General features: G+C 74.7%; 10 protein-coding genes. 7 read left to right on the forward strand and 3 right to left on the reverse strand.

Features of this window, described 5'->3' with window-relative positions; translation table 11 throughout:
* The first annotated feature begins 107 nt into the window (after positions 1 to 107).
* From Cba03nite_RS35610 to Cba03nite_RS35635, 6 genes are all read left to right on the forward strand, one after another.
* Positions 108 to 1,250, forward strand: coding sequence for a PLP-dependent aminotransferase family protein (locus Cba03nite_RS35610; protein ID WP_203756244.1), 1,143 nt, complete (start codon positions 108 to 110; stop codon positions 1,248 to 1,250).
* Positions 1,247 to 2,245 (forward strand): 2,3-diaminopropionate biosynthesis protein SbnA, encoded by a 999-nt coding sequence (sbnA, locus tag Cba03nite_RS35615; RefSeq protein ID WP_203756362.1) that lies wholly within the window; start codon positions 1,247 to 1,249, stop codon positions 2,243 to 2,245. The genes Cba03nite_RS35610 and sbnA overlap by 4 nt, the downstream gene beginning before the upstream one ends.
* A gap of 13 nt (positions 2,246 to 2,258) precedes the next feature.
* Complete coding sequence (sbnB, locus tag Cba03nite_RS35620) at positions 2,259 to 3,269, forward strand: 2,3-diaminopropionate biosynthesis protein SbnB (protein WP_203756246.1); 1,011 nt, start codon at positions 2,259 to 2,261, stop codon at positions 3,267 to 3,269.
* Entirely contained in the window at positions 3,266 to 4,468 is a 1,203-nt protein-coding gene (locus Cba03nite_RS35625) for a cytochrome P450 (protein WP_203756249.1), read from the forward strand. The genes sbnB and Cba03nite_RS35625 overlap by 4 nt, the downstream gene beginning before the upstream one ends.
* A gap of 84 nt (positions 4,469 to 4,552) precedes the next feature.
* Positions 4,553 to 5,392 carry a helix-turn-helix domain-containing protein gene (locus tag Cba03nite_RS35630; protein WP_239126263.1) on the forward strand — a complete coding sequence of 280 codons (840 nt, stop codon included), beginning with the start codon at positions 4,553 to 4,555 and terminating at the stop codon, positions 5,390 to 5,392.
* Between the two features lie 66 nt (positions 5,393 to 5,458).
* Positions 5,459 to 6,040 carry a dihydrofolate reductase family protein gene (locus Cba03nite_RS35635; RefSeq protein ID WP_203756254.1) on the forward strand — a complete coding sequence of 194 codons (582 nt, stop codon included), beginning with the start codon at positions 5,459 to 5,461 and terminating at the stop codon, positions 6,038 to 6,040.
* Positions 6,041 to 6,085: 45 nt separating this feature from the next.
* Here Cba03nite_RS35635 and Cba03nite_RS35640 read toward each other — a convergent pair whose 3' ends face one another.
* Complete coding sequence (locus tag Cba03nite_RS35640; protein WP_203756257.1) at positions 6,086 to 6,817, reverse strand: thioesterase II family protein; 732 nt, start codon at positions 6,815 to 6,817, stop codon at positions 6,086 to 6,088.
* Positions 6,814 to 7,635: a CPBP family intramembrane glutamic endopeptidase gene (locus Cba03nite_RS40155; RefSeq protein ID WP_239126264.1), complete on the reverse strand. Its 822-nt coding sequence runs from the start codon at positions 7,633 to 7,635 to the stop codon at positions 6,814 to 6,816. The genes Cba03nite_RS35640 and Cba03nite_RS40155 overlap by 4 nt, the downstream gene beginning before the upstream one ends.
* 157 nt (positions 7,636 to 7,792) lie before the next feature.
* Here Cba03nite_RS40155 and Cba03nite_RS35650 point away from each other — a divergent pair, with 157 nt between their 5' ends.
* Positions 7,793 to 10,573, forward strand: a complete 2,781-nt coding sequence (locus Cba03nite_RS35650) for an AfsR/SARP family transcriptional regulator (protein WP_203756260.1) — start codon at positions 7,793 to 7,795, stop codon at positions 10,571 to 10,573.
* A gap of 112 nt (positions 10,574 to 10,685) precedes the next feature.
* Here the strand turns inward: Cba03nite_RS35650 and Cba03nite_RS35655 are convergent, their stop codons facing one another.
* The gene (locus Cba03nite_RS35655) at positions 10,686 to 11,813 is read right to left on the reverse strand and encodes a peptidoglycan DD-metalloendopeptidase family protein (protein ID WP_203756262.1); all 1,128 of its coding nucleotides are present in this window, start codon (positions 11,811 to 11,813) and stop codon (positions 10,686 to 10,688) included.
* Positions 11,814 to 12,112: the final 299 nt, after the last annotated feature.

Below are 12,112 nucleotides of genomic sequence, written 5' to 3' on the forward strand. Positions count from 1 at the left end.
CCCCCGGAGCCGGACCATCGGAATTCCATGCCCGGCCCCGCCGATTCCACGATGACTCCACGCCCGCTGTCTACCGTCTCGATGGAGGTCGACAGCTGGGGGGATACATGGAGGTTCTGAGCCCGCCACGGGCCGCTCACGGCCCGGTGGCCGCCGCTCAGCCCGGCCCGCGCTCGCCGCTCAGCCGGTATCTGGCCGACGCCGTGGACGTGCTGGCCGAGGAGGATCCGGCACTGGCGGCCGTGCTGCACGAGGCGCACGCGCAGCAGGAGGCGCGACTGCACCTGACGGCCACGGCGACGCTCACCGATCCGACGGTCCCGGCCGCGTCCGCCCTCGCCCTGTCGGCCGGCGGCGCCGCGGGCGACCGGATGGAGCAGCTGGCGCTGGAGCGGGCCCGGGCGCTGTTCGGCGCCCCGCATGCGCGCCTGCTGTCGCGCACGCCCGCCGCCGCCGTCGCGGAGCTGGCCGGCGGCGCGCCGCTGACGCCGCTCGCCGACCCGGCGCCGCCGCACGAGGTGACGGCCACGGCCGAAGGCGGGCCGCGGACACTCGTGGCGACGCTGCGCCCCGCCCCGCGCGCCGCCGACTTCGCGCGGCTGCGCCGGCTCGCCGACGAGTCGCGGGCACGGCTGATCGTCGACAGCACCGCGGTGACCCGGCTGGTGGCCGCGGGCCTGCACCCCAGCCCGCTGCCGTACGCCGATGTGTGGGTCACCGGGCTGGGCGGGGCCACGCTCGTGCTGGCCGCGGACGTCGTCGACCTGCCCGCTGAGCAGCCCGCCGCCGCGGCCGCGGCCCGGCTGCTGGACCTGGCCGCCCGGGACGACTACCGGACCGCCACCGCCGAGGCGGTCGCCAACGCCAGGGAACTGGCCGCGGAGCTGCACATGCTGGGCTGGACCGTCGCCACCGGCGGCACCGACACCACCGTGGTGGAGCTGTGCCTCGACGGCGACGCGCCCCGGGCCGCCGCGATCCGGCAGGCGCTCGCCTCGGTCGGGCTGCTCGTCGACGCGTACGGCACGGCGCTGCTGCTCGGCACGCAGGCGGTCACCCTGCGCGGATGCCGCGGCGGGGAGATGCGGCAGCTCGCGGCCCTGCTGACGGAGATCCGGCGCACGATCGACGACGCGCGGCCGACCGGCTTCCACCGCCAGTCCGCCCGGGCCGCGGTCCGCAGGCTGGCCTCGGAGTTCCCCGTGCCGCAGCGCTCCCTGGTCACCCCGCGGCCGGGCGAGCTCTGGTGAACCGCACACTGGCACGGCGCTTCGACCTGATCCGCCGGTCCTACCAGCCGACGCCGACCGTGCCGCTGCCGGACGACGACCTCGATCTGCACCTCAAGCTCGAGTACACGAACTCGCACGGCAGCGCCAAGGACCGGGCCGCGCTGTGGATCCTCCGGCAGGCGCTGGAGCGCGGCGAGATCGACGTGGGGACCACGGTCGTCGAGTCGTCGTCGGGCAACTTCGCGGTCGCGCTCGCGTCCATCTGCCGGTCGCTGGGGGTCGCGTTCATCCCGGTGCTCGACCCGAACGTGAACGCGTCGACCGAGACGCTGCTGCGCACGCTGTGCGACCGGGTGGAGAAGGTGGACGCGCCCGACGGCGCCGGGGGCTACCTGGAGGCCAGGCTGGCCCGGGTCCGCAGGCTGCGGGCAGAGCTGCCGGACGTCTACTGGACCAACCAGTACGGCAACGTCGACGCCGTCGAGGGCCACTACCGGCTCACCGGCGGCGAGCTGCGGCAGGCGCTGCACCGCATCGACTACCTGTTCGTCGGGGTGGGCACCGCCGCCACCATCGCCGGGCTGTCCCTGCGGGTCAAGGAGCGCTCGCCGCGGACCCGGGTCGTGGCCGTCGACGCGGAGGGCTCGGTGACCTTCGGCGGGCCCGCCGCGCGGCGCCGGATCCCGGGCATCGGCTCGGCGATCGGTGCGCCGCTGCTGCGCCACGCGCTCATCGACGACGTCGTCATCGTTCCCGAGCTGGACGCGGCGCGCGGCTGCCACGAGCTGCTGCGCCGCTACGGGGTCTTCGCGGGCGGATCCACCGGCAGCGTCTACGCCGCGATCCGCTCCTACTTCCGGGACCATCCGCACCCGCACCGGCCGACGGTCGCGTTCCTGGCCGTCGACCGGGGCACCGGCTACGCCGACACGGTCTACAACCCCGACTGGGTGCGGCGGTTCCTCGGCGGCGACGCCGAGCCCGCCGGTGTCGCCCAGCTGGCATCCGCCTGACGAAGGAGTACGCATGTCGCCGACCGCACCCCCGCTCACCGTCCTGACCGGCCCGGAGGTGGCCCGGCAGATCGAGGGCGCCCGGCCGGACTGCATGGAGGCGGTCCGGGCCGCGTACCTGATCCACGACGCGGGTCAGGACTCGCTGCCGCACAGCGCGTTCCTGCGCTTCCCGCACCGTCCCGCCGACCGGGTCATCGCGCTGCCCGCCTACCTCGGTGCCGACGCCGACCTGGCCGGCCTCAAATGGATCTCCAGCTTCCCGGCCAACACGGGCCACGGGCTGAACCGGGCGTCGGCCGTGCTGCTGCTCAACGACGCGACGAACGGGTACGCCTTCGCCTGCCTGGAGTCTTCGCTGATCTCCGCGGCCCGTACGGCCGCCTCGGCGGTGCTGGCCGCGCAGGAGCTGGTCGGCTCGCGCACGGCCCGCCGCATCGGCTTCGTCGGCGCCGGGCTGATCGCCTCCCACGTGCGCGCGTTCTTCCACGACCTGGACTGGTCGGTCGGCGGCTACCGGGTGTTCGACCTGGTCCCGGACAGCGCCGAGCGGTTCGCCGCGGAGCTGGCCGCGAGCGGCGCCGGCGACGTCGCGGTGTCGGACTCCGCGGAGAAGCTGTTCGCCGACTGCGACCTGATCGTCCTGGCCACCGTCGCCGGCGTGCCGCACCTGCACGACCCGGCGCTGCTGGCCCACCACCCGGTCGTGCTGCACCTGTCCCTGCGCGACCTCGCGCCGCAGGTGGTGCTCGCCGCCGACAACTTCACCGACGACGTCGAGCACGCCGTGCGGGAGCGGACCTCGCTGCACCTGACCGAGCAGCAGGAGGGCCACCGGGGTTTCCTCACGGGGACGCTGGGCGACCTGCTCACCGGCCGGGTGCGGCGCGACCCCGGGCGTGCCGCGGTCTTCTCGCCGTTCGGGCTGGGCATCCTGGACCTCGCGGTGGGCAGGTGGGTCTACGACCGCGCGGTCGCGGCCGGCGCGGGTCAGTCGTTCCCCGACTTCCATCCGGCGCGATGACGGTCGGCGCGGTCGACCTGGCCGATCCGCACACCTACAGCCGGCACGACCCGCACGCCATCTGGCGCAGGCTGCGGGCCGACGACCCGGTGCACTGGCAGCCCGCCGAGGGCGACCGGCCCGGTTTCTGGGTGCTGACCCGCTACGCCGATGTGCAGGCGGTGTTCAAGGACAACCGCGCCTTCACCTCCGAGCGCGGCAACGTGCTGGCCACCCTGCTCGCGGGCGGCGACTCGGCGGCGGGCCGGATGCTGGCGGTCACCGACGGCGCCCGGCACCGGGACCTGCGCTACGTGATGCTCAAGGCGCTGTCGCCGCGGGCGCTGGACCAGGTGGGCGACAAGGTCCGGGCCAACACCGACCGGCTGGTCGCCGCCGCGGCCGAGCGGGGCCGCTGCGACTTCGCCGCCGACGTGGCCGAGCGCATCCCGATCACGACCATCTGCGACCTGCTGGGCGTGCCCGCCGCCGACCACGAGACGCTGCTGCGGCTGACCAAGTCGGCGCTGAGCTCGGAGCGGCCCGACGCGCAGGCGCTGGACGAGGTGGCCGCGCGCAACGAGATCCTGCTCTACTTCGCCGACCTCGTCGACGAGCGGCGGGCACGGCCTCAGGACGACGTGATCACCGCGCTCGCCCAGAGCCGCATCGACGGCCGGCTGCTGGACGAGGACGACATCGTGCTGAACTGCTACAGCCTCATCATCGGCGGCGACGAGACGAGCCGCCTGTCGATGATCGGCTCGCTGGCGGCGTTCATCGAGCATCCGGAGCAGTGGCGGCGGCTCAGGCACGGGGAGGTCACCGTGGCCGCCGCGGCCGAGGAGGTGCTGCGCTGGACGAGCCCAGCCATGCACTTCGGCCGGACCGTGCTGGCCGAGCTGGACTGGGCCGGGCACCGTTTCCGTGCCGGGGACATCGTGACGGTCTGGATCTCGTCGGCCAACCGCGACGAGCGCCAGTTCGACGACCCGGACGTCTTCGACCTGGGGCGTACGCCGAACCGGCACCTGACCTTCGGGTTCGGGCCGCACTTCTGCCTGGGCGCGCACCTGGGCCGGGTCGAGATCGCGGCGCTGCTCGACGCGCTGCGCAGGCACGTCGGCGAGATCCGGCCGGACGGCGAACCGCAGCGGCTCTACTCCAACGTGCTGGCCGGCTACAGCCGCCTGCCCGTGGTCCTGGCGGGCGGCGCCTGAGCCGCGCGGGCTGGTTACCGGCGGCGGCGCGGCCGGACCGTTCCGGTGCGCGACGCCGTCGGGGGCGTCGGCGATGCTGTGGGTATGGAGTACGTGTCCAGAGTGCCGCGACCGCCGCTGGACGGGCTGATCGACGACCTCTACTACCTGGAGGGCGCACCGCCGTACGCCCGGCTGACGCTGCCGCCGATGCCGGGGGCGTTGCTCATCGTCAACCTCGGGGCGCCGTTCCGCATCCGCGCCGGAGCCGACATCGCGACGGCCGAGTACGCCGACGGCTGCGTGATCACCACGCCCACCCGCGCGTTCGAGTTCGGCTACCCGGCCCGGACCCGGTCCGTCGGCGTGCACGTCAAGCCGTGGGGGCTGGCGCCGTTCCTGCCGATGCCCGCGGCCGAGCTGTGCGACCGGCCGGTGACGCTGGAGCAGGTCTGGGGCCGGGCCGCCGTCGCCGAGCTGCGGGACCGGCTGGCCACCGCGCACGGACCGCAGCAGATGCTGACGCTGCTCGAGCAGGAGCTGCTCGGACGGCTGGGCGAGACCACCGGCCTGGGGCTGGTCCGCCATACGAGCAGCGCCATCGCGGCGGCCGGCGGGGCGGTGGCGATCGGCGGCCTGAGCGTGGCAGCCGGTGTCAGCAGCACTCATCTGGCGCAGCGGTTCAAGCAGCTCATCGGCGTCACGCCGAAGCGGCTGGCCCGCACCTACCGCTTCGCCGCGACCCTGCTCGCGATCGACTTCGCCGAACCGGTCGACTGGGCCGGCGTCGCCGGTGACGCGGGCTACTTCGACCAGGCCCACTTCGGCCACGAGTTGCGGGCGTTCACCGGGTTCACGCCGACCCGGTACGCCGAGGTCCGGCGGCGGTTCCTGCGCGAGCATCCCGGCAGCGCGCTGGACGGCTGGCCGCTGCCGGCCGATTGATTTCTTACAAGAGCGGCAGCTCACGGCACGCTAACTTGGGGAAACCCGGAAGCAGAGGAGAGCCCCGTGGGCAAGGTGGTCATGTACAGCTCGGTGTCGGTGGACGGCTTCATCGCCGACGACGACGACCAGCCCGGACCGCTGTTCGACTGGCTGTCCAGCGGTGACGTCCCGCTGGACGACAGCGGCGTGCTGAAGGTGTCGCAGACGTCCTTCGACTACACCCGGCCGTACTGGGACCAGATCGGGGTGACGGTCGCCGGCCGCCACGTCTTCGACATGACGGACGGCTGGGACGGCAAGCCTCCGGGCGGCGTCGCCCATGTGGTCGTCGTGTCGCACCGGCCCGCGCCCGAGGGCTGGGACCCGCGGGCGCCGTTCCACTTCGTCGACGGCGTCGAGGCGGCCGTGGCCAAGGCGCAGGAGCTGGCCGGTGACCGCATGGTCGAGGTCGCCGCAGGCGACGTCGGCGGCCAGGCGCTCGCCGCGGGCCTGGTCGACGAGGTCCGCATGGACGTCGTACCCGTCGTGTTCGGGTCCGGCAAGCGCTTCTTCGGGTCGGTCCACGCGCAGCACCTGCTGGACGATCCCGACGCGGTGATCCAGGGCAACCGGGTGCTTCACCTGCGCTTTCGGGTGCGCCGTTGACCGAGCCGGGAAGATCGCGACCGCACCTTCTGCGGTGCGGAGCCGCTATGGCGCGGCCGGTGGCCAGGCGGTGAGCTCCTTGAGCAGCTCGTTCTGCTGCGGCACGAGGTAGAAGTGCCCACCGGCGAAGACCTTGAGGGTGAACCGCCCGGCCGTCCGCGTGTCCCAGCGCCTCACCTGGGACGGCCCGGCCAGCGCATCGTCCTGCCCGCAGAACGCCATGATCGGGCTGCGCAGCCGCGGCTGCGGGTCGTCGCGGTGGTCGCGCAGCATCACGTAGTCGTGGCGGATCACGGGCAGCACCAGCTCCCGCAGCTCGGGTTCGGCCAGCACCTCGGCGGGCACGCCGCCCAGCTCGCGCAGGTGCGCCACGAGCGCGTCGTCGCCGTCGTCGGCCGGGCCCTGCCGGGGCGCGTCCGGGGCGGCCGACGCGGAGACGGCCAGCGCGATCCGGGCGCGGGGCACGAGTGCCTCGATGCGCCGGGCGGCCTCGTAGGCCACGGTCGCGCCCATGCTGTGCCCGAACAGCAGCGTCGGCGCGTCCAGCAGCGGGATCAGGTCGCCGGCCAGTTCGGCGGCGAGCCCGCGCAGGTCGTCGGCGAACGGCTCGGCGATGCGGTCCTCGTGCCCCGGATACTGCGCGGCCAGCACGTCGACGTCGCCAGGCAGCCCGGTCGGCCAGGTGCGGAAGAAGCTCGCCGCGCCGCCGACGTGCGGGAAGCACACGATCCGCAGGCGGGGCCGGGCGGTGGTCCGGTGACGGCGGAAACTGTTCATCGCAGCAGATACATTCCGAGCAGGCCGATCGTCGTGTCGGCGAGGATGTGGACGGCGAAGACGGCGAGGATGCCGCCGGTGCGGTGCCTGATGACGCCGAGCAGCAGCCCGTAGGCCGCGGACATGCCGACACCCATCCAGCCGGACGGGAAGCCGCTCCAGTGCGCGACGCCGAACGCGGCGGCCTGCACGATGATCGCCGTGGTGGCCCCGGCGAGCGCGGTCAGCTCGGTCTGCAGCACGCCGCGGTAGAGGAACTCCTCGGCGACGGCGTTGACGACGGAGAATCCGATGACGCCCGCGGCGATGACGGCGACCGGCCGGTCGCCCAGGTTGGCCACGAACGGCGGCACGGGCGGGTCGGCCAGCCACGCCCAGGCGGTCAGGGCCGCGGCGCTGAGCACCACGACCGCCAGCACGAGCCAGGGCAGTTCCGGGGTCCGCCGGCCGCGGCGCAGCCACGGGGCCACCGGCCGCAGCTCAGGGCGAAGCCGGGCGATGCCGACGCCGATAGCCATCGCGACCAGCACGGTCGTCGGCCAGGTGAGCAGGCCGGCGGGCAGCAGCCAGGTGCCGGCGGCGGTGCAGGCCACGACCAGGTCGACGAGCAGGACGGCGCGCAGCACGGCCGGATCGCGCAGGGCGTACGCGGCGGCGCTGATGACGGCGAGCACGCCGGCCAGGGCCGCCCACAGCAGCGGCGCGTCACGGGAGACGGGCAGGCCGACCAGGAACGCCGCTACGGCGACCAGCGCGGCGCCGCCCCATCGACGAGTGCTGACGCGATCGGCGGCGGGCGCATCGGTGGTGGTAAGCATCCCGGTCATTGTGTCAAAGGCGCGGCGGCTGCGGGTGGACCGCCGCTGTGGCACTCGGCACGCCGGGCACCGCCCTATCGCGACGGAGCTTCGGATCCGGCCCGTGCAGGCCATCGGTAAGCTGTCGCGAGTGCCGCCCGCAGCAGAAGATTCCTCAGTGGACACCGAGTTCCAGCTGCTCGGCCCGCTGCGGGTGTCGCAGCGCGGCGCCGAGATCCCGCTGCCGTCCGTCAAGCACCGGTTGTTGCTGGCCAGCCTGCTGCTGCGGCCGAACGAGGCGGTGAGCGCCGCCGAGCTGCTGACCGTCCTGTGGCCGGACCGGCCGCCCGCGTCCGCGGCGGTGAACCTGCGCACCTACGTGAGCGGGCTGCGCCAGGCGCTGCAGCCGGCCGCGCGGGGCCGGGACCGGCTGACCGCCGCGTCCGGCGGCTACCTGCTGCGGGTCGAGCCGGGCGAGCGGGACCTGGACCGGTTCGAAGCCGTGGTGGCGCGGGGCCGGACGGCCCTTTCCGGCGGGCAGCCGCTGCAGGCCGCCGCGGACCTGGCCGTCGCGGTCGGCATGTGGCGTGGTGCGCCGCTGTCCGACCTGCCGCTGAACTCGCCGCTGGAGAGCCGCGTCCGGGCGCTGGAGGAGCGGCGGCTGCTCGCCGAGGAGGACCATGCCGCGGCGCGGCTGGCCGCGGGCACCACGGCGGCCGACGTGATCGAGCGGCTGCGTGCCGTCGTGGACCAGCATCCGCTGCGGCAGCGGGCGTGGGGCCAGCTGATGACCGCGCTGTACCGCATCGGCGACGTGTCCGGCGCGCTGGACGCCTTCCAGCAGGTCCGGCGGGCGCTGGCCGAGCACACGGGGCTGGATCCGGGCCCCGAGCTGCTCCGGCTGCACGACGACATCCTGCACCACCGGGCCGGTGCCGACGGCGAGCGGCCGCTCGGGCGCCGTCCCACGCAGCTGCCGCGCGCCGTGCCCGGCTTCGTGGGGCGGGAGAGCGAGCTGGCTCAGCTCGACGCGGCCCTGGCCGCCGGTGCGGGCGGGCCGGGTGCGGTGACGATCTCGACGATCAGCGGCATGGCCGGTATCGGCAAGACGGCGCTGGCGCTGCGGTGGGCGCATCGGGTGGCCGATCGTTTCCCGGACGGCCAGCTCTACCTGAACCTGCGCGGCTATGACGACGGCGAGGCCGTGGATCCGGCCGAGGCCCTGCACAGCCTCCTGGAGGCGCTGGGCGTGCCGGCCGGGCGCATCCCGGCCACCGCCGACGCCCGCACGGGGCTCTACCGCAGCCTGCTGGCGACCCGGCGGATGGTGATCGTGCTGGACAACGCCCGCGACACCCAGCAGGTGCGGCCGCTGCTGCCCGGGACGGGGCACTGCCTGGTGGTGGTCACCAGCCGGGACCAGCTCCACGCCCTGATCGCGGCCGAGCAGGCCCGCCCGCTCACGCTGAACGTGCTGACCGGCGAGGAGTCGCGGCGCATGCTCGGCGCCTGGCTCGGCGCGGAGCGGATCGAGCGGGAGCCGGCGGCGGTCGCGGCGGTCGTGGAGGCGGCCGGGCACCTGCCGCTGGCCCTGTCCATCGTCGCGGCCCGCATCGCGGCCAAGCCGACGTTCCCGCTCGCCGCGTTCGCCGCGGAGCTGGCCGCGGGCGAGGCGCGGCTGGACGCGCTCGCCGACGGCGACGTGCGGCGGGTGTTCTCGTGGTCCTACCACGACCTCAGCGAGCCGGCGGCGTGCCTGTTCCGCCGGCTCGGCCTGCACCCGGGGCCCGACGTCACCGGCGCCGTCGCCGCCGCCCTGACCGGCTGGGACCATGCCGCGGCCAGGTCGGCGCTGCACGAGCTGACCCGGCGGCACCTGGTGACCGAGCACCAGCCGGGGCGGTACACCCAGCACGACCTGCTCCGCAGCTACGCCCGCGAGCTGGTCGGCTCCGCCGAACCGGCCGACGTGCGGCGGGAGGCCCTGCACCGCCTGTACGACCACTACCTGCACACCGCGTTCCCGGCGGCGCGGCTGCTGCAGCCGCAGTGGGCGCCGGTCGAGCCGGTGCCGCCGCTGCCGGTGAGCTTCGCCGCGCCGGTGGCCGATCACGACGAGGCCCTGGACTGGTACACCGCCGAACGCGAGGTGCTGATCCGGGTCATCCGGCAGGCGGCCGACACCGGCTTCGAGCGGTACGCCTGGCAGATCGCCTGGGCGGTGACGACCTTCCTGGCGCCGCGTGGGCTGTGGCAGGACCAGGCGGCCGCCCAGCGGATCGCGGTGGCCGCCGCGGAGCGGGCCGGCGACCGCAGCGGCCAGGCCATGGCCAACCGGATGCTGGCCCGCGCCGAGATCCGGCTCGGCGGGCACGACGACGCCATGGACCGGCTCGCCGCCGCGCTGCGGCTGTACGAGCAGCTCGGCGACCTGACCGGCCAGGCCCAGACGTTGCACAGCCGCACCGAGCTCGCCTACGAGCGGGGCCGCCCGCAGGAGGCGCTCGCCTACGGTGAGCGGGCGCTGCGGCTGCACCGGCTGGCGGGCACGCCCGCCGGTGAGGGCCGGACCCTGAACGCGATCGGCTACATCCACGCGACCCTCGGCGAGCATCGCCGCGCGATCGAGATCTGCCACGAGGCCCTGGCCATCCAGCAGGAGATCGACGACCGCAACGGCATGGCGGCCACCCTGGACAGCCTGGGCCTGGCCCATGCGGGGCTGGGCGACCACGGTCGGGCCGCGGGCCTCTACGAGCAGTCCATTCTGCTGTTCCGCGAGTCCGCGGACCGCTACCACGAGGCGGAGACGCTGACCCGGCTCGGCGACGTGCGGGCCGCGCTGGGCGAGCACGACGCCGCCGCCGATGCCTGGCGGCGCGCGGCGCAGATCTACGACGCCCTGGGCGACAGCGCGGCCGACCGGGCCCGGCAGCGGCTGGACGGCCTCCACCGCTAGGCGTGCTCGCGGCACGTCCCGCGTCGGCCGCCGGCCGTCCGGACGACTCGGGCGGCGGCCCGCTCCCCGCGGCGCGGATGGTCCGGGCGCCTGCGGGGAGCGGGGCGGCCGCCTAGATGAGGCTGTTCAGCGCCGCCCACGTGTTCGGACCGGGGATGCCGTCGATGGGGCCGGTGTAGCCGCCCAGGCGGGCCATCCGCTGGAGCGCGGCGTACGTGTTGACGCCCGCGACGCCGTCCACGGGGCCGGTGTAGCCGAACCCGGTCAGCAGCCGCTGCACGCCCTTCCACGAGTTGACGCCGAGCACGCCGTCGGCCGGGCCGGTGTAGCCGCCCAGGCGGGCGAGCCGCTGCAGGGCCGCGTACGTGTTGGTGCCGGGGATGCCGTCGATCGGGCCGGCGTAGCCGAACCCGCGCAGCACCGTCTGGATGCCCTTCCACGAGTTCGGGCCGAGGGCCCCGTCGACGGGGCCGGTGTAGCCGCCCTTCTGGGCCAGCCGCTGCAGGGCCGCGTACGTATTGGCGCCGGGCACGCCGTCGATCGGGCCGGTGTAGCCGTAGCCGCGTACGACGGTCTGCACGCCCTTCCAGGTGTTGACGCCGGGCACCCCGTCGACCGGGCCGAAGTAGCCGCCGGCCTGGCCGATCTCCTGCAGGATGCGGCCCTCCGAGGACGTGCTCGGGCCGGGGGCGTAGGTGAGCGGGTTGATGCGGACCCCGTTCGGGTCGATCATGTGCCAGTGCACGTGCGGGCCGGTGGAGCTGCCCGAGCCGTCGGCGCCGGCCGCGCCGCCCGACCAGCCGACGACGGTGCCCGCGGCGACGGCCGTGCCGTTGGCGAGCCGGAACTGCGACAGATGCATGTACTGGCTGCGGTAACCCTCGGCGTGGTAGATCGTGACCGTGTGCCCGCCGGTGCCGTTGTACGGGATGTTCTGGATGGTCCCGGCGCCGCAGGCGGGCAGCGGCGTGCCGACGGCCACGCCGAAGTCGATGCCGCCGAGCGAGCCGCGGTTGAGGTGCTCCTGCCAGGTGCCGGTGATGGGGTAGGCGCTGAACGGGTTGTAGATCGCCGGAGCGGCGTGCGCGGCGGCGGGCAGCAGCAGGCCGCCGGCCAGCGCTCCCCCGCCCACCGCGGCGCCCCGCCACAGCAGGTCGCGGCGGCTCAGCTCGGCCGGAAAGGCGCTGCCGCAGTCGAAGCCGTCGCCACGGCAGCAGGCGTGCAGGTCGTCCTTGTTCACGGTTGCTCCTCAGGTCTCACACCAAGTCGGCCGACGCCCCGGTCGGTTGCGCCAGTCGGTCCGATGTGGCCGTTCGCGGGCAAGAGCCGCCACGGGCGGTCGGCTCCGGCGCCGGGTCGGCCATCTGCCCTCCTGGGATTCGCAGGACTGCCGGCTCAGCACAGCCGATGGCCTTTCGGCCGACAACCCAACGGATGCGCGGATTCTCGGCGTCGCGCCGCCGGAACTGTCGGCGTCCGCGCCCACTGACGTACATTGATCGGCACGATCGCCGGACCGGTGCCCGCCGGGGGGCGATG

Origin of the sequence: Catellatospora bangladeshensis, assembly GCF_016862575.1 — a bacterium.
Lineage (GTDB): Bacteria > Actinomycetota > Actinomycetes > Mycobacteriales > Micromonosporaceae > Catellatospora > Catellatospora bangladeshensis.